This is a genomic window from Anaerolineales bacterium (assembly GCA_016928575.1).
Classification (GTDB): Bacteria; Chloroflexota; Anaerolineae; order Anaerolineales; family RBG-16-64-43; genus JAFGKK01.
Genome location: JAFGKK010000002.1, coordinates 42,921 through 61,128, shown reverse-complemented (window position 1 = coordinate 61,128; position 18,208 = coordinate 42,921). Strand labels below are relative to the sequence as shown.

Annotated in this window: 15 protein-coding genes; 6 read left to right on the top strand and 9 right to left on the bottom strand. The window is 65.3% G+C overall.

Annotated features, from left to right (window positions below):
• Window positions 1-30: 30 nt before the first annotated feature.
• The 9 genes from JW929_00310 to ruvB form a co-directional block, all read right to left on the bottom strand.
• A complete protein-coding gene (locus tag JW929_00310; GenBank protein MBN1437825.1) occupies window positions 31-648 on the bottom strand; it encodes a CDP-alcohol phosphatidyltransferase family protein in 618 nt (205 codons plus the stop codon).
• Between the two features lie 405 nt (window positions 649-1,053).
• Window positions 1,054-3,390 carry a DNA translocase FtsK gene (locus JW929_00305; GenBank protein ID MBN1437824.1) on the bottom strand — a complete coding sequence of 779 codons (2,337 nt, stop codon included), beginning with the start codon at window positions 3,388-3,390 and terminating at the stop codon, window positions 1,054-1,056.
• Window positions 3,387-4,541, bottom strand: a complete 1,155-nt coding sequence (locus tag JW929_00300; GenBank protein MBN1437823.1) for a S1 RNA-binding domain-containing protein — start codon at window positions 4,539-4,541, stop codon at window positions 3,387-3,389. Before JW929_00300 ends, JW929_00305 begins: the two co-directional genes overlap by 4 nt.
• A gap of 153 nt (window positions 4,542-4,694) precedes the next feature.
• Window positions 4,695-6,623: a hypothetical protein gene (locus JW929_00295; protein MBN1437822.1), complete on the bottom strand. Its 1,929-nt coding sequence runs from the start codon at window positions 6,621-6,623 to the stop codon at window positions 4,695-4,697.
• A gap of 478 nt (window positions 6,624-7,101) precedes the next feature.
• Window positions 7,102-7,794, bottom strand: a complete 693-nt coding sequence (locus JW929_00290; GenBank protein MBN1437821.1) for a hypothetical protein — start codon at window positions 7,792-7,794, stop codon at window positions 7,102-7,104.
• 2 nt (window positions 7,795-7,796) lie between these two features.
• A complete protein-coding gene (locus tag JW929_00285; GenBank protein ID MBN1437820.1) occupies window positions 7,797-8,666 on the bottom strand; it encodes a purine-nucleoside phosphorylase in 870 nt (289 codons plus the stop codon).
• 177 nt (window positions 8,667-8,843) lie between these two features.
• Window positions 8,844-9,902 (bottom strand): tRNA preQ1(34) S-adenosylmethionine ribosyltransferase-isomerase QueA, encoded by a 1,059-nt coding sequence (queA, locus tag JW929_00280; GenBank protein MBN1437819.1) that lies wholly within the window; start codon window positions 9,900-9,902, stop codon window positions 8,844-8,846.
• Window positions 9,902-11,455 (bottom strand): hypothetical protein, encoded by a 1,554-nt coding sequence (locus JW929_00275; protein ID MBN1437818.1) that lies wholly within the window; start codon window positions 11,453-11,455, stop codon window positions 9,902-9,904. Before JW929_00275 ends, queA begins: the two co-directional genes overlap by 1 nt.
• A 203-nt stretch (window positions 11,456-11,658) precedes the next feature.
• Window positions 11,659-12,705 carry a Holliday junction branch migration DNA helicase RuvB gene (ruvB, locus tag JW929_00270; GenBank protein ID MBN1437817.1) on the bottom strand — a complete coding sequence of 349 codons (1,047 nt, stop codon included), beginning with the start codon at window positions 12,703-12,705 and terminating at the stop codon, window positions 11,659-11,661.
• 254 nt (window positions 12,706-12,959) lie between these two features.
• On the opposite strand from ruvB, the gene JW929_00265 reads away from it, so the two are divergent.
• The 6 genes from JW929_00265 (at window position 12,960) to JW929_00240 (ending at window position 18,203) form a co-directional block, all read left to right on the top strand.
• Window positions 12,960-13,622, top strand: a complete 663-nt coding sequence (locus JW929_00265) for a hypothetical protein (protein MBN1437816.1) — start codon at window positions 12,960-12,962, stop codon at window positions 13,620-13,622.
• Window positions 13,619-14,317 (top strand): MBL fold metallo-hydrolase, encoded by a 699-nt coding sequence (locus tag JW929_00260; GenBank protein MBN1437815.1) that lies wholly within the window; start codon window positions 13,619-13,621, stop codon window positions 14,315-14,317. The genes JW929_00265 and JW929_00260 overlap by 4 nt, the downstream gene beginning before the upstream one ends.
• A gap of 233 nt (window positions 14,318-14,550) precedes the next feature.
• Window positions 14,551-14,748, top strand: coding sequence for a PLDc_N domain-containing protein (locus JW929_00255; protein ID MBN1437814.1), 198 nt, complete (start codon window positions 14,551-14,553; stop codon window positions 14,746-14,748).
• Window position 14,749: 1 nt separating this feature from the next.
• Window positions 14,750-15,748, top strand: a complete 999-nt coding sequence (locus JW929_00250; GenBank protein ID MBN1437813.1) for an ABC transporter ATP-binding protein — start codon at window positions 14,750-14,752, stop codon at window positions 15,746-15,748.
• Between the two features lie 18 nt (window positions 15,749-15,766).
• Window positions 15,767-17,392 carry a YhfC family intramembrane metalloprotease gene (locus tag JW929_00245; GenBank protein ID MBN1437812.1) on the top strand — a complete coding sequence of 542 codons (1,626 nt, stop codon included), beginning with the start codon at window positions 15,767-15,769 and terminating at the stop codon, window positions 17,390-17,392.
• Window positions 17,393-17,429: 37 nt separating this feature from the next.
• Window positions 17,430-18,203 (top strand): YIP1 family protein, encoded by a 774-nt coding sequence (locus JW929_00240; GenBank protein MBN1437811.1) that lies wholly within the window; start codon window positions 17,430-17,432, stop codon window positions 18,201-18,203.
• Window positions 18,204-18,208 lie beyond the last annotated feature (5 nt).

The following is an 18,208-nucleotide window of genomic DNA, read 5'->3' as shown; positions in this document are numbered from 1 at the left end:
GCGTACCTCTCCCGTGCGAAAAATGATCTTTCATGCGCCGCCGGCTTGGCCGCGGACATGCCAGATCCGCTGCAGCGCGGTGAAGTTGCCGAGAACCGCCACCGCCCCGACCGCCGCCAGCGGCAGATTCAGGATCAGCAGCGGGCAGAGCACCATGTAGCGCTCCATGCGGGTGAGCAAGCCGACCTTGCATTCGAACCCCAGGGCTTCGGCGCGGGCTTTTTCGTAGGAAACCATCACCGAGCCGATCGCCGCCGCGAACGTCAGCCCCACGCCCAAAACGTCCGCGCCGAGCGCGAAATGCACCCCCAGCCCCGCGAACAGGAAAAATTCCGAAAAGCGGTCCGCGGTCGAATCCAGGAAGGCTCCGAACCGGCTGGCCTTCCCCTGCAGGCGCGCCAGAGTCCCGTCGAGCGCGTCGGTCGCGCCGCTCAGGAGGATCACCCACCCGCCCAGCGGAATCTTCCCCAGCGCCAGCAAAACCGCGCCCGCCGCCGAGCCCGCCAATCCGAGCAGGGTGACGGCGTTGGGGGAGATCCCCAGCCGGCCGAGTGCTCCTCCGACGGCGTCCAGGACGCCTTTGAATTGCGCCCGCATCCGATCGGTGAAAGTCGCCGGGCGGACGGCCGGCGGATTTTGACTCTGCATCCAGTTCCCTTTTCGGCGGGTTTCCCCGGCCGCTGTGATGCTACCGGCGGGGGCAGGTTCTGTCAACCCCGCCGTACCCCCCCCGCAGACTATGGAATTCTTCGTCGGAAAAACCCATTTTCCACCGCAAAGACGCGAAGAGCGCAAAGACTTCTTCAATAAAAAGCATTGCTGCTCAATCCGTTTCAATTCAAATGGATATCCCGCCTTTTTCTCCCTCACCTCTGTCCCCAGTCCCCTTCCCCCTCTCCTGGCGCCTGTCCTCGCGGAGCGGGGGTATGCCAGGAGAGGGGGAAGGGGTCAAGGGGTTGGGGAGTGAGGATTGGACGATGGCGGGATGCTGAGCAGTCACAAATTGGCGTTCTCTACGCCTTGGCAGGCAAATCAAGTGCGCCTGCCGCGGTCTTACTCGTCCTCGCCGTTTTCCCCGTCGTCCGCGCCTTCCCCGCGCCGCAGGACCTCGCGGGTCTTACCGCCCGTTTGCTGTCGTCCGATGATCCCCCGCTTTTGGAGTTCATCCATCAGCCGGGCCGCCTTCGGGTAGCCCAGGCGCATCTTGCGCTGCAGCAGCGAGGCGCTTGCCCTGCCGTACTGCCGGATGATTTGAGCCGCCTGGTCGATCTCCTCTTCCTCCGCGCCTTCGTCAGCGTCCGCCGGCTCCCGGACCATATCCTCCCAGGGCGCCTGCAGGGAAGCGGCGGCGGGAGCGGGTTCGGCCGCCTTCGCGGAGGCTTTTGCCTCCCGTTTGGGTTCGGCCTGCGGGGCGCCGGGTTCCTCCTCCGGATATTGTTCCTTCCAGAAATCGATCAACCGTGTGATTTCGCGGTCGGTGACGAAACAACCCTGCAGGCGGACCGGCGCGCCGGCCTCCGGCGAAAGGTACAGCATATCGCCCCGCCCGAGCAGGGATTCGGCGCCGGGGGTGTCGAGGATCACCCGGCTCTCGATCGAGGACGGAACCGCGAAGGCAATCCGCGCCGGGAAGTTGGCCTTGATCAATCCGGTCACTACGTCGGTGCTTGGGCGCTGGGTGGCCACCACCAGGTGGATCCCGACCGCCCGGGCCATCTGCGCCAGGCGGATCAGATGGCGCTCGGTCTCGTCCGGCGCGGTCATCATCAGGTCGGCCATCTCGTCGAGCAGGACGACCAGCCGCGGGAGGGGTTCGCCCTCCCCGCGCGCGGCCGCCTTGCGGTTGTAATCGTCGATGTGCCGCGCGCGGAGTTCCTCGAGCAGCTTGTAGCGCCGGTCCATCTCGCGCGTGCACCAGCGCAGGACGGTCACGATCCGCTCGAGTTCGGTTTCCACCCGCCCGAGGATGTGCGGCAGGCCGTTGAAGCGCACCAGCTCGACCATCTTCGGATCGATCAGCACCAGCCGCAGCCGCTCGGGCGGATTGTTGGCCACCAGGCAGGCGGTGAGCGCGGTGATGCACACCGATTTCCCCGAGCCGGTCGTCCCGCCGATCAGCAGGTGCGGCATGCCGGCCAGGTCAGCGCAATGCGGCGCGCCGGCCACGTCCAAGCCGAGCGCCACCGCCAGCGGAGATTTGACCTTCTGAAAGGCGGCCGATTCCATCACCATCCGCAGGCGGACGAGCGACGTCCGCCGGTGGGGGACTTCGATCCCGACGTAGGATTGGCCGGGCACGGGCGCCTCGATCCGCAGGGTGGGCGCGGCCAGCGCCAGCGCCAAATCGTCGGTGAGCGAGGAGATCTGCGAAACGCGCACTTTCGCGCGCCGCAGTTCGCCGTCGGAGCCGGCTTTTTCCACGAAGCCCGGCTCCACGCCGTATTGGGTGACGGTCGGGCCGGTGCGGAACGAAATCACCCGCGCCGGGACGCCGAATTCCGCGAGGGTCTTCTCGATCGTCCCGGCGATCTGGTTGATCTCGCGGATCGACGGGGCGGTCAGTTCTCCGCCTTCGAAGATCCCGATCGACGGCAGGCCCCGCTCGCGCTTGATCCTCGCCGGCGCCTGCTTTTCGATCAGCGCCGGCCCGGGTTTGAGGTTCTTGCGGAAAGCGTCCGGCAGGCGCGCGGCCTGCTTAGCCGGCAATTCGATTTTCGCCGGCGGCGCCGGGGCCGCCGACGCCGTCTTTTTCACGGAAGCCTCTCCGACGGCTCCCGCCTCGGGGGGAACCGCCGCCGGAGGCGAGGGGCGGCCGCGCGTAACCTTTCCGGCCGCGCCCGTTCCCGCCGGGCGGAGGATTGTCTCCAGGGATAGGTCGAGCCCGTATCCCGCCAGAACCGCGATCAGCGCGGCAAGCAGGATTCCCTCCCAGATCGGACTCATGATTTGTCCGAGGAGATAATGAATCCCCCAGCCGATCAACCCCCCTCCGCGTCCGGATTCGGATTCCGCCAGCGTCGGTGCGGCGGCCAGCGACGCCAATCCCAGGCCGGCGAGAACCGCCAATTCCACCGCGATCACGCGCGTCCAGGATACCGGTCGATCCCTACCGAGCCGGGCAAGGAGCAGTTTCGCAGTGGTCCACAGCAGGGCGAGCGGAAGAAACGCCGCCCCCCAGCCCAGCCACCGCCGCAACAACCCTCCCAGGGCGTCGATCAGACTGCCGTGCGCCAAGCCCAACAGGGCGATCAGGCATAACAGGGCGGACAATCCCAACAGGACGACCGCCACGTCCTCCGCGTACGGGCGGACCAGCACCAGCAGCTGGGCGATCCGCTCCCAGCCCTTGGGAAGCCGGGCAGGGGAGCGTCCGGGAGGGGAATTTTTCATCCCTCGATGTCCGTTGCCGCTGCGGAATCCGTTGCTTCCGCCGGGGCCGCGGAATCGTCAGGTTCGGCCGGGGCCGCCGCCTCCGAGCCGGAATCCTCGCGCGGCTTGCGGAGGCTCAACGCCAGCCGGCGGGTCTGGCTTTCCACCGAAAGCACGCGCGCAGTCACTTCCTCGCCTTCGGCGACGATGTTGCGCGGGTGCGAGAACGGCCCGTCCGCCAACTCCGAGATGTGGATCAACCCTTCCACGCCCTCCTCCAACGCGGCGAAGGCGCCGAAATTCGTCACGTGGGTGATCTTGCAGGGCACCCATGCGCCGGGCACGTAGCGTTCGGGAACGGTCACCCACGGATCGGCCTGCAGGCGCTTGAGGCTGAGTGCGACCCGGCCCTGGTCGCGGTCGATGCTGATTACTTCGACGTCGACCTTCTGGCCGATCGAGACGAAATCCGCGGGGTTGTGCACGCGCCCCCAGGAAATCTCCGACAGGTGGACCAAGCCTTCCATCCCCCCCAGATCGATGAAGACCCCGAAGTTGGTGATGTTGGTTACTTCGCCCTGGATCCGTTCGCCGACTTGCAGTTTGGAGAGCAGTTCGGCCCGGCGGCCGGGGGCGGCCTGGGCGGCCCGCTCCGAAAACACCACCCGCCCCTTTTCCGGATCGAACTCGATGATCTTTCCGCGGATGGTCTGGCCGATCTTGCGGTACATCACCGTCTGCCGCTCCTCGTCGCTGTTCAGCGAAGGCACGCCGATCAGGTGCGAGAGCGGGACGAAGCCGCGGATATCGCCCCCTTCCACCAGGAGGCCGCCGCGGTTGACGCCGGTCACGTGAAGATCGGCGATCCCGTCGCTTTCGTAGAGTTCGCGGGCGGCCGCCCAATCCGAAGCGGCCGGGCGGCGGTCCGAGGCGCCGGATTCGCCGGCCGGCGGCCGCCCTCCGCCGCCTTCTTCGCCCAGCACCGATGACCACCAGGATTCGCTGGGGGTGTTGGGGGAGGCCGGCTCGTAGGCCGCCCGTGATTCCGCCGGCCGCGCCGGGCGCGCCGGGGCGGAGGAGGTCGGCGGCGGCGCGGAGGGCTGGACGGGAGGGTGCGAGTTGCGCGTGATCGAGGTGAGTTGTTTCGGGGTCAGGGAGTACAGGTTTTTCATGCGTTTTCCATCCTTGAAAGTTGGATTGTCCTTATCTTGGCTTCATTGCGGGCGCCCCCCGCGCCTCGTGCCGGTCAGCCCGCCCCGTCCGGGCCAGTCCGGGGGCTGAGGGCGCGCCGCAATCTCCGGTTTTCGAATTTCGATTCATCCTGCTCAGCCGACGATCTCATAATCGGTCGCCGGTTCGTTCGACTGCCGCTCCATTTCGGCGATCACCCGGGCCAGTTCCTCGATCGCCACTTTCTGCTTGCGGTACAGGTCCGCCTCCGAAACCGCCAGGCGCAGCGCGACGTCGCGGACCCGCTTGCCTTCCAGGAATTTCATCTCCAGGATGTTGTAGAGCAGCCACTCGCTGGTGAAGCGCCGCTCGCCCTCCGGACGCACCCGTTCGACCGCCCGGCGCAGGACCGCCCGCAGGGCGTTGACCGTGTTGCCGTCGTGCGAATCCAGCTCCTCGCGCACGATGCGCAGGCCGAGCAGCGGGCTGGCGCTGAGCTTCGGCCCGCCCCAATAATGGGTGAGCGCTTCGCGCACCCATTGGGCGAGGTCGGCGGCGCCGGCCCCGCCGTTGGCCGGGGCGGCCATCAAGCCGGCTTGTCCGTAGCGGGCGGCCGCGCTGAGCGACTGGATCCGCTCCACGTCCGGGATCAGCCGGTTCAGCGAAGCGAAGACTTCCCGCTGCAGCCGCTCGTCCGCCAGCGCGCCGGCCGCGCGGACGGTCAACCGCCCGAGGGAATCGCGCTGGTCCGGATTCAATTCCAGGCGCTCGGAGACGGCCGCCAGTCCCAGCAGGCCGATCATCTCGTCGCTTTCGGGTCCGTGCAGCGGGATCAGCCAAAATCCGCCCCAGCGGAAGAGGCTTCCCGCGCCGGGGATGTATTCCAGCACCTCCGGCTTCGGCAACTTGGAGAGGTCCGCCTCCAGCGGCAGCATCGCCCGCGGCCCCACCCCGGCCAGGAAGGCGGCGCCTTCGTCGTTCCATTCGATGACGAACGCGGCCGGGGAGCGGGTGAGATCGCAGAGAGCCGCCAGCAGGGATTCGAGAAACTGGCGCAGATCGGATCCGGTCAGCAATCGCTCCTCCAGCCATTGCAGGCGGCGGATTTCTTCCCGGTCGGAGCGGGTCTCCAGGAACATCATCCGCTCGACCGGGCGGCGGCCGACGGTGATCGCGAACTGCAACAGCACGATCACCATCACCAGGGCGACGAGGATCAGGCGCGACCCGGTCAGCCCGACGCGGTCGAAAAGGTACGTGGCGGTGATCAATACCCCCAGGGCGGCGCCGGCGACCAGCGGTCCGCGCAACAGCCATTGGAAAAGCCGGCCTTTCACCACCCGGTCCGAATAGGTCACGCCGAAATACGCCGTGGCGTACGCCAGGACGACCAGCAGGCCGGCAACCATCAGGTTCGACTGCACCAATCCGATGCGCATCAGCAAGGGGTGCAGTTCCGCGACCCGGCCGAGCAGCAGCAGGTAGGGGAAGGCGGCCATGCCCGGGGCGAGGGTCCCGACCATCAGGTAAATCATCCGGCGGCGGCTGGTGGACGTCTGGCAGCGGCGGTAGGCGCGGACGAGGTTGATGGCGGTCCAGACGAGCACCGGCGCCGCATAGGCGATGAAGACCCAGAAGTACGGGCCGGCCTCAAGGTGGGCCAGCCCCCCGTCGAGGGCGATCCCGCCCAGGAACAGGTCGGTCAGCGTTATCAGGGCGATCAGTGCGGCGGCGAGGAAATAATTGGCCCGCACCGCCAGCCGCCTTCGTCCGCGCGACGGCCGCCCGGTCGACGCCAGAAGCGCGTCGGAAAAGTGCAGGTAGACCGCGGGCAGCAGCGCCGTGCCGACCCATTGGACCCGCAACCAGATCTCCGCTTCGACCAGATCGCGGGCGGTGGACGCCAATCCGTCCGCCACGGCGATCAGGACGATGCAGCCGAGGATTAACGCGAAGACGCGCGTGACCCTTTCGCGCAAATTAAACGTCAGCGCATAAAGCAACAGCGAAAACGCGGTGATCGCGATGCCGGCTACCAGGATTCGGTTGAGGATCGGCAAGGCATTGAGCAAGAACGCTACCATTCAACCTGCTGTTATGATATTGAAATAACTCCAACCCTCTCCCGGGGTTGCCTGGCTACGGTATGGAGGACTTCAAAACTTCTGAACATTGCATTCCGAGGCCTCGCCCCGTCGAAAACCGCGTCGAATGCTGGCGCTCGGGATGAGATTCTTTTTCAGAAGTATCGGTTTATGGATCCTATTCTACCAGATTATTCCGAAAAAGGAACGATTGCGCGGAAATCCATGCTGTGGAAAAAAGAAAATCGGACAAGCGTCGAACGCATACAGGATCAGAAAAAAAAGAAATAATCGCGGGAAAAACGATCCCGGTGTCATCGCGCAGGAAAAGCATATCCCCATCGCCTTTTTAATGGTTTATTAACCCGCATTCCTCCGTACGAAAGTCATGGGCGTGCGAATTCGGTGTGCGGATTAGCGAATCCTTTCCGAGTCGATCTGTAAACGGCCTTGCGGGATTCAGCCGCGCCGGACCACGCTACGAATCCGGCGCCAGCACCTGGATGGGAATCACGCACGGCGTCGGATACGATAAATCGTCCCGGAACACCGTCAAGCGCAAATGGTACACGCCCGGATTCACCGTCGTGCTGTCCCATTCCCAGGAAAAGGAGCCCGGTTCCGCCTTCGATCCGGGCTGCGATGCGGCGGATCCGGACGGATTGTTGGTGTGTAAAAGCACCCACACGTCCGGTTCTTCCGGTGTGCCGAGTTCCAGTTTGAAGAACGCGAATTTTTCGATGGCGGCGACGATTTGGATCGTCACCCTGCCCTTGACCGCGTCCCCCGGCTCGGGATCCAAAATGCGCGCATTCGGATTGGTGCATCCGCTGACATCCACGCCGAACAGCTCGAAGGGCGTGGCGGTCGGGGTGATGGTCGGAAGGCCGGCCGAATCGGCGCTGATCCGGATCTGCTCCGCCCGCCGGGCCTCCGGCAAGCCGTACTGGACGGCCGCATGAATGGCGACTCCCGCCGCCGCGGCGATCAGGAACTTTGCGGCCGCGCTGTTCCGCTGGCCTTGGGACAATTCCTGTTCCAGGCCGAACTTGGCCTTGGAAACTCGGTACTGCGCGGCGATGAACAGGATCAGGAAGCGCAGGCCGATCAGCCCCAGCAGATAGAACGCCACCATTTGGTAGTCTTGCAGGAAGGTCAGGAAGGCAACCATGGTTAATCCGCCACCCGCAGGACGCTTTCCAAGAGGCGGATCAGACGGGGAACCGCCCGGCTTGTTGCCGTCAACACTTCCTCGTGTTCGGCCGGATGGGAACCGTCGAGGTTCGCGCGGTTGCCTATCACCGAGATTCCCAAAACGCGCAAGCCCCCGTGCCGGGCGGCGACCACCTCCGAGACGGTCGACATGCCGACCGCGTCGGCGCCGATCATCCGCAGAAACCGCAGTTCGGCGGGCGTCTCATAGGACGGCCCGGCCAGGCCGGCGTAAACGCCGTGGCGGAGGAACAATCCGTTCTCGGCGGCCGCCCGCCACGCGGCCTGCTGCAATCCGGGATCGTACGCCCGGCTCATGTCCAGAAACCGCGGGCCCAGCCGTTCGTCGTTCGGGCCGCGCAAAGGGTTGGCGCCGCCAAACCCCAGCAGGTTGAGGTGGTCCGTGATCAACATCAGATCGCCGGGTTGGAACTCCGGGTTGACCCCTCCGGCGGCGTTGACGGCGATCAGAATGGAGGCTCCCAACCGCCGCAGCACCCGCACCGGAAAGGCGGTCCACTCGGCCGGGTATCCCTCGAAGAAGTGGACTCGGCCCTGCATCACGGCGACGCGCTTTCCCCCCAGCGTTCCCGCCACCAGCCGGCCGGCATGTCCCTGGACGGTGGACAGGGGCCAGTAAGGGATCCGATCATAGGGAACAGTCCGGGGGGAGGATACGGCATCCGCCGCCGCTCCGCTTCCGGATCCGAGGATGATGCCGACTTCCGGCTGGATGCGGATGCGCCGGCGCACAACATCTGCCGCTTTGCGGATTTCCGAAGGAGCGATGGAAGGTTTGACGGATGGGTGGCGTGGAATGCGTCCTGCCATGATTCGGATTATACAATGAACAACCGCGCCCGCCCTCGCGAAGTGAGGAACGCGAGGGAAGCGGGGGAAGCGAAGAAAGCGGAGGTAAGCCGGGAAAGGGAGAAGAGGGCGAAGGGGAGGTGAGTAGATCCGGTTTCTTTTCACGTTTGAACAAGCTTGGCAGACACACAAGTTCTTTTACACGATCAACATCGCATCTCCGAAGGAATAAAAGCGGTAGCCCTCACGCTTGGCTTCCTCGTAGGCGGCGAGGATTCGCTCGCGGCCGGCGAACGCGCTGACCATCACCAGCAGGGTCGAATGGGGAAGGTGGAAGTTGGTGATCATCGAATCCACCGCGCGGAATTCGTAGCCGGGCGTGATGTACAGGCGGGTATCACCCTCGTAGGCGGCCGCCCCGCCCCCGGCGGCGGCCGAACTTTCCAGCGCGCGCACGGAGGTGGTGCCGACGGCGACCACCCGCCGCCCGCGGGCGCGGGTTTCGCGCACGGCGGCGGCCGTCTCCTCCGGCACGCGGATCCACTCGGCGTGGATCTCGTGCGATTCCACGTCCGGCTCGGCGATCGGCAGGAAGGTGTCCAATCCGACGTGCAGGGTGACGAAGGCGGTCCGCACGCCGCCGTCCCGCAGCCGAACGAGCAGCTCCGGCGTGAAGTGCAGCCCGGCGGTGGGCGCCGCCGCCGATCCCGGATCCCGGGCGAACACGGTTTGGTAGCGTTCCGGATCGCGCAGGGTTTCGTGGATGTAGGGCGGCAGGGGGGTCGAGCCGATCCGCGAAAGGCGCGGGGTGATCGGCTGGGAAAAGCGCAGAATCCTCCGCGATCCGCCGAGATCGCGGACGACTTCGGCCGAAAGCGCATCCTCAGACCTGATCGGTCTCGGAAGACCGGTCAGGCCTGCGCCGCCGGTCAGGGACACCCGCGTCCCAACCCGGACGTGTTTGCCGCCGACCAGCGCCTCCCAAACCTGCGCTTCGAGCCGGCGCAGAAGGAGGACCTCCACCTTGCCGCCGCTTTTTTCCTTCACGGCGGCCAGCCGGGCCGGGATGACCCGCGTATCGTTGAACACCAGCAGGTCGTCCTGCGAGAGGAATTCGCCAATGTTGCGGAAGACGGTGTGCCTCAGCCCGCCCGCCGCGCGGTCCAGCACCATCAGCCGCGAGGAATCGCGCGGCTCGAGCGGGGATTGGGCGATGTATTCGGGCGGAAGCGAGTATTCGAAGTCGTTGAGGCGCATCAGGTGCCGCCGGGCGGGGCGTCGAAGGGGCAGATGCTTTCCAGCGTCGGCCCCGGATTGTGGGCACCGTAGGAACCGAACGGTCCGAACACTTCCGCTTCGAATTTCTGCGCTTCGCGCCGGACCGCGGCGCACGCGGCGGAAATGTCGGAATCCTTTGCGTATTCCCACCAGAACGCGGATCCCAGGTAGGCGTAGATGTGCCCGGGCACGCCGATCGGATAGCCCTTGCGCAGGTAGTCCCAGTGCATCTCCGCTTCCCGCACCCGGCCGACGCGGACGAACAGCTCCACCAGCCTCAGCCAGGCGTAGGCCCGGATCTTCTGCTGTTCAGCCGGATTGGGGGTCAAACCGTCCGCCGCCGGACAGCCTCCGTCTTTTTGCCAATCCGCGGGAGAGGCCGGGCGGAGCGAGGAATCGTACACCGCCCGCAGGTACATCGTCTCCGCCGCGCGATACAGGCCGAGGTAGGCGTAGTAATCGCCGTCGTAGGCGGCTTGGAAGCGGTACTGCGGCGGGGCGAACTCGCGCCACATGTAATGGTAGCGGTCGCCGTCCCACATCCACACCGCCGCGGAGTTGCGGCCGGGGCCGAGTTCGCAATCCACCCCCGCCCCGTCCGGCCAGGCGTTCCATGGAAGAAGAATCTCCCGGGTTCCGTTGCCGTCCACGTCCCGGAATTCCACACCGGCGTTCAACGCCCGGTCGGCGGATCCGCCGCCTTCCGGCAGCAACAACTCCCGGAAGTTCTCTCCTTCCCATTCCAGGACCTTGGCGAACAGGCTTTGGCCGCCCTGTTCGCTGACGGATTCCACGGTCGCGATAACGATCTCATTGACCCCGTTTGCGTTGAGGTCCGTGACCGCCAGCAAGCCCGAAGCCATGTCCCCCTCCGCCCGGTCGAGGACAAGAACCTTCAGGGTTGCGTAGCGGCGGTCGCGGCAGCCTATGACGAACACCGCCGTCCGGTGCGCCTCTCCGCCGGAGGGGGTGGAGATTCCTTCCGCCGCAAACGGCTGGCGGATGCTGAGGATCCATTCCTCGACGGAATCGTTGTCGACCTCGGCATGGACAACCGTGATTCGGAGGTACTCTTCCGGAATCGGCCCGCCGCCGGCGACCACGGCTTCCCGGAAGGTTTCCAATTCGCCTCTGGCCGCCAGGTACGCAAGCAACATCGCCTCGTATTCCGCCGGATTGTCCAAGCCGTGCACATCGGGAATTTCCTCCGTTGGAGCCGGGCAGGATTGCATCGCGCCGAGTGTGGCGGTGGGGGCAAGTCCGCGGGTGGGGGTGGGCCGCGCGGTGGGCGTGAATCCTTCCGGCCACGGGGTGGGATACGGCGGAACATCCTCGGTGGGGATGGGGGTCTTGGTCGGTGTGGCGGTCGGGGTATCGCTCGGCGGCGGGAGGGTGCGGGTTGCGGTGGCCGTGGCGGCGGCGGACGGCAATGCGGGCGTGGACGTCGGATACAGCGCGATCGGTCCACAGCCGATCAGCGCTCCCAGGACAAAGAGGGGCAGGATGTTGCCCGCCCGCTTGCGGTTCGACATCAGCGGCCTCGGGGGATTGATCCCAAGCAGTCGGTCATCTACCAGGGCATCGAAAACAACCGGTCGACCAGCCCGCGTTCTCTGCGGGCGGATCGAGACCGCGATACGGGAGGCGGTTACGATCCGCCCCGGTCAACCGCCGGGGCTGTTCAACCGCTCGAATATCCCTGCTTCAACACGCTATTAATGAAGAAAGCGCGAATTCATTTCGGCGGATCGCCGCCGTCCCCGGAAAACAGGCTGGGTTGTTCCGGCCGACGGAATTCCAGCCCGAGGTGTTCGTACGCCAGGCGGGTGGCCGTGCGCCCCTGCGGGGTGCGGTCGAGGAAGCCGAGCTGAAGCAGGTACGGCTCGTAGACGTCCATGATCGTCTCCGGCTCCTCGCTGATCGAGGCGGCGATGGTGGCCAGCCCGACCGGCCCGCCGCCGTATTTTTCGATGATCGTCCGCAAAACCCGCAGGTCGATCTCATCCAAGCCGAGCGAATCGACGTTGAGCAAGTCCATTCCGGAACGCGCCACCCCCAGGTCGACGGCGCCGCCGGCCCGCACTTGGGCGTAGTCGCGCACGCGCCGCAGGAGGCGCAGCGCCACGCGCGGCGTGCCGCGCGCCCGGCGGGCGATCTCGCGCACCCCGCCCTCGTCGATCTGCACCCCGAGCAGAAAGGCGCCGCGGCGGACGATCTCGGCGATCGAATCGGGGTCGTAAAAATCCACCCGGTAGACGGCCCCGAACCGCGCCCGCAGGGGCGAGCTGACCATCGCCAGGCGGGTGGTGGCGCCGACGACGGTGAAGGGCGGCATGTGCAGGCGGATCGAGCGCGCGCTGGGCCCCTTGCCGATGACGATGTCGAGGGAGAAATCCTCCATCGCCGGGTAAAGCACTTCTTCGATGGCGCGGCCGAGACGGTGGACCTCGTCGATGAAAAGGATGTCGCCCTGCTGAAGGTTGGTTAAGATCGCGGCCAGATCCCCCGCCCGCTCGATGGCCGGACCGGAGGTGACTTTGATCGAGACGCTCATCTCGCGCGCCAGGACGTGGGCGAAGGTGGTCTTGCCCAAGCCGGGCGGGCCGTAGAACAGCGTGTGGTCCAGCGGCTCGCCCCGCTCGCGCGCGGCGCCGATCTGGACTTCCAGGTTTTCCTTGATCCGCGATTGGCCGATCACTTCGGCCAGAGTCGTCGGGCGCAAGGCCGGATCAAAGGCTTCCTCGCCGCGCAGATTGGAGGAAACCAGGCGTTCCTTTTCCATGAATTGATTATATCAGCCTGCAGTTCGGCGTATCCCCGGGCGGATTAATCCGTCCTCATTGTTCGGGCGCAAGAAATTTCATCAAGCGGCTTTCCCTTGTTTCGGCAGAACCAGGAGTTCCGTCTCGCTCCATTTGGGAAAGTCGCGGGGAAAAACACACCCTTTGGTTTTTTCCCCGATGCGCCGTTTGTGCTTTTTTCGGCCGTTCCATTCGCAAGGAATTCCGTGATCTTGATCAAGAAATCCCCTTCCGCATGTCGTATAATCCCGGAATGGACATCCGCCGCCGTTCCCGCAGGAACCACAGGGTTATCGGCATCGTCCTCGCGGCCGCCGCCGCCCTGCTGGCAACCTACGCGCTTTGGCCGACGAGTTACCGCACCGAGTCCTTCCTGATTGAATCGAGCCTTCTGCCGCAGGATTATCTCCTCGAGGTGCGCTATCCGCGCTTCGGGCCGGCGGGGGAGATCGTCTCGGTGAACGCGATCCTGCGGCCGCAGGGGGCCGCGGCGGATTTTCCGCCGGCCGGGGAAGCCAGCCCGGTGGTCGTGGCCGAGATCCAATCCGCGACCTTAAACGTGGCGCCCGCCGGGCAGATTTCCACCCCCCTGCAGATGGACAAGCCGGCGCATTTCTACTGGTCGCTCCTCAGGCCGGCGGCCGGCAGCGGCCAGTTCAATCTGTTCCTCTTTAAAGCCGGCGCCGCGGACGCCCAGGGCGTCTACGTTCAACAGCCCGTCTGGGCGCGGTCCTTCCCCTATTCCGCATTTCCCGGCCCGCAGGGATGGAAATACCCTCTGCTGTTCTTCGGCGTGCTCGGCGGGGTGTTCGGCCTGGGCCTCCTCGCCCTCAACCTGTTGCAGGGCGCCGAGCGGCCCGCCCGCCCGATCCTGCGCCGGAAAACCAAAATCCGATGACCAAGAAAATCCCTGCGACGCCGCACCGAAAGGGGGAAATCGTCCGCCTGACCGTCGGCCCGCTGCAGACCAACTGCTATCTGGCGGCGGACATCGCCAGCGGAAAGGCGGCCGTCATCGATCCGGGCGACGAAACCTGGCGCATCGAGCATTCGCTGGCGATGCACGAATGGACGCTGGTCTGGGTGCTGGTCACGCACGGCCACTTCGACCACATGGCCGCCTGCGGGGAGCTGGCGGAGAAGGCCCGCTGTCCGATCGCCCTGCATCCGGCGGATCTCCCGCTGTGGTGGATTCACGGCGGCGCGGAGCTCTTCGGATTAAAAATCCCCGATCAGCCGAAGCCCCAGCACGCACTCAAAGCGGGGGAAAAAATCCCCCTCGGCGGCCTCGCCTTTGAAGTGATTCCCCTGCCGGGCCACTCGCCGGGCGGCGTCGGTTTTTACGAGCGTCAGCGCGGCTGGTTGTTCTCCGGCGACACGCTTTTCGCCGGCGGCGGAGTCGGCCGGTCGGACCTCTTGGGGGGCAACGAGGCGGAGCTGATGGAGAGCGTGCGCCGAATCCTGGCCCTGCCGGAAAGCGTCGAAATCCTCCCCGGCCACGGCGAAACGACGACGGTGGGCGGGGAACGCAAAATCTGGCGGGAACTTTTGGAAGGAAAAAAGAGGCCGTCGGCGGGGAACAGATCAATTTAATAATCAGCTTTGGTTCAACCGCGCCGAAGGGTTTTTCCGGATCAAGATGTCGAAGGTGCCGAATCCGATCGCGCCGGGGTTCACCCCGGCGCCGGCACGCCAATCCCGCTGACGCGGTCGGTTTCCCATAACCCCTTCCTTGACAGCCGATCCGATCGTTGATACAATTAGTTCAATAATACATTTGATACTTTATATACGGAATGGCCTCGGTCGGAACAGGAGAATTCCCCATGGAAACCCTGCAACAATACCTGCCGCTGATCATCCCCCTGGTCGTCATCCAATTGATCCTGATGGCGGCGGCGCTGCTCGACCTGCGGCGGCGGGAAAAAACGCGCGGCCCCAAGTGGCTGTGGGCGGTGATCATCATTTTCGGCGAGATGGTCGGACCGATCGTTTATTTCGCCGCCGGACGGGTGGAAGAATAAGTTGAACCTGGAGAGGATGCCGGTGGAGAACGATCCGCGTTTTCCCGTTCCGGGATCTCCCGAAAGGGCGGCAATCTTCTGCCGCGGATTGTCGAAAACCTACGGCGCGATCCGGGCGCTGGACGGATTGGACCTGGCCGTTCCGCGCGGATCGGTGTTCGGATTCCTCGGCCGAAACGGCGCCGGGAAGACGACGACGATGCGTCTGCTGACCGGCCTGGCGTTTCCAAGCGCCGGCCGAGCCTGGATCGACGGGCGCGAGACCACCGGCGCCGACCGCCTGGCGCGGGCGCGTTTCGGCTACCTGCCCCAAAATCCCGCCTTCTATTCCTGGATGAGCGCGCGCGAATATCTGGGTTACGTCGGCCGGATCTTGGAACTGCCGGCGCAGGCGCGCCGGCGGCAGATCGAGGAATTGCTCGAGCTTTCCGGACTGAATGAAGCGGCCCGCCGCCGGATCGGCGGATTTTCCGGCGGGATGATCCAGCGGCTGGGAATCGCCCAGGCGATGATCGGCGATCCGCCGGTCCTCTTGCTCGACGAGCCGACCAGTTCGCTCGACCCGGCCGGACGGCACGAAGTGTTGGAGATGATTTCGCGGATCCGCGGGCCGCGGACGGTGTTCTTCTCCAGCCACATCCTCAACGACGTCGAACGGGTCTGCGATTCGCTGGCGGTGTTGCACCAAGGGCGGTTGTTGCTGATCTCCGGCATGGAGCAACTGCTCGCGCGCTATCCGGTGAACGCGGCCGAGGTGGAATGGGATCCGACCGCCGCCGGGGAAGGCGGCGCGCAGGCGGCCTTCCATGAGGAATTACGCGGCCGTCCGTGGGTGGCGAACATCGTCCGCGAAGGTCCGGTCGTCCGCATCCTGGTCCACAGCGCGGCCGACGGAAAGCGCGAGCTGATGCCGCTGATCGTCAAGCACGGTTTGACAACCGACCGGTTGGAGTGGGTCCGGCCGTCGCTGGAAGAGATTTTCCTGAAGATGAGTTCGTAATCCGGAAAGCGATCCGCAATGTTGACCGTCCTGTACGCAATCGCTGTCGGTTTGATGATCCTCGTCCCGGTGGTCTTCGCCGCCATCCTGCGCCGGATCCGGCGCACGCCCTGGCTGTTGTTCGGCGTCGGAAGCCTGACCTTCTTACTCTCGCAGGTCGTCCATCTGCCGCTGAACGATTGGTTGGCGCGCGCCGGCCTGCTACCCGGCGGCGGCGCCGCCGATCCGCCGATCCTGCAGACGGCGCTGATCGCCGGCCTGACCGCCGGGTTGTGCGAGGAACTGATGCGCGCCGCCGGATACGCCGTGATCCGCCGGGCGCGCCCCGCATGGATGCGCCTGCCGGATGCGGCGATGCTCGGGCTGGGTCACGGCGGGATCGAATCGATGATCTTCGGCGGAGTGCTCACAGCCGCCACCGTCAGTACGCTCCTGCCGTTGATCGGCACGGACCTGACATCCCTGGGACTCGCGCCGGTCCAGCGGACGGCGCTCCAGGCGCAGCTCGACTACCTCGCCGGCCAACCGTGGCACAGCGCCGTCCCGCTGCTGGAACGGATCATCGCCGTCTCCGCGCATCTGGTGTTTTCGTTATTGGTCTGGAAAGCCTTCACCGGAGCGGGTTTGCGCCGCAAGGGATACTACATCCCCCTGGCCGTGCTGTACCACGCAGCGGTGGACTTCGCCGCGGTCTACGGCATCCAGCGTCTTGCCGATCGGCCGTTGTTGTTCGAGCTGGTTTTTGTGGCGATGCTCGTTCCGGGATACCTGTGGGCGGCGCGGCAGATCCGCCGTTACCGGCGGGAGGAATCGTCCGCATCCCCGTCGACTCCGGAAAGAATGCGCAGCGGACTGCGCGGCGAGGCATTGGTCTTCCTTACCGCGTTCGGGAAGGAACTCACCCAGTTGTGGCGGACCAAGCGCTTCCTGGTCACCGGGGCGGTATTCCTCGTGTTCGGGATGGGATCGCCGTTGATCGCCAAACTGGTTCCCGAGATGCTCAAATCGATCCCCGAGATGCAGCAGTTCGCCGCGATGATCCCCGAACCGACCGCGGCCGACGGCATGAGTCAGTACCTGAAGAACCTGACCCAATTCGGATTCCTGCTCGCCGTCCTGTTGGGAATGGGGGCGGTCGTCGGCGAGAAGGAGCGCGGGGTGGCGCCGATGGTCCTGGCCAAGCCGATGCCGCGCTGGGCGTTTCTGGCCGCCAAGTTCGCCGCCCAGGCCGTGATGTACGCCGCCTGCTTCCTGCTCTCGGGCGCCGGAGCCTACTACTACACGCTGGTGTTGTTCGGGCCGCTGGAGGCGGCGCCCTTTTTCCTGGCCAACGGACTGCTTCTGATTTGGCTCCTGACCTTCGCGGCACTGGCACTGTTGGGCAGCACGCTTGCCAAATCGACCGCCGCCGCCGGCGCGATCGGTTTCGGGCTGTCCGTGGCGCTGATGCTGGCGGGCTCGATACCCCGTTACGGAACGCTGTTCCCGGGCGGGCTGTTGAGCTGGGCCGAGCAGACCGCGCGGACAGCCGCCGGCGCCGTGCCGCCCGCCGCCGCGAACGGCGGCGCGCTCGCCTCCGCCGGAGCGCTGATCCTGCTTTGCCTAATCCTCTCGGTGGGGGCCTTCGAGCAACAGGAATTGTGAAGATGCGTATAATCCAGAAGAACTTAAGGAGAAAATCATGGAAACCCCGAATGCGGAAAATAAACCAAGCATGAGCCTTCCCCGTTTTCTGCTTGCGCTGATCATCCGTCCCAAAGCGGCGTTTACCCAGCTGGACCAGACCGGAAAACCGCATTTCCTGTGGCCGGCCCTCGTCATGCTGGCCGTTGTCTGGCTGGCTCCGATCGTCACCTTGCCGATCACCCAGCGCGAGGCGGTCGAGGGCTACGATTCCATTATGGAACAAACCAGTTCGCAATTCACCGAGGAACAGCGCGCGGTTCTGGAGCAACAACGGGAGTTTTCCACCAATCCCGTCTTCCTGGTGGCCGCCACGGGCATCCTGGAGACGATATCGTGGCCGATCCTGTGGCTTTCGGCGGCCGGTTTGCTGTATCTGCTCAGCTTGGCGTTCGGCGGACAAGCCCGCTTTGGTTCGATCTTCTCGATGACCGTCTGGGCCTCCGCCGCGGCGATCCTCTCCAAGATCTTCCTGGTGATCGGCACGCTGGCGAGGGGCGCCACCGGGCAGCCGGGATTGTCGTACCTTTTAAAGGCGGACGTCCTTTCCGAGATCACCCCGCTCACCGCCGGGCTGGCGCCGATCCTGAGCAGGATCACGCTTTTCGAAATATGGTATCTGATCCTCATCTTCGTCGGCGTCCTCGTCTGCGCCAAGGTGACGCGGGTTAAAAGCCTGATTATCACCATCCTGTATTGGATTCTCTCGCTCATTCCGCCGGTCGCCATGGCATCCGCCAGCGTCGCACTCAGCCAATCCTTCATGGGATGACCCCG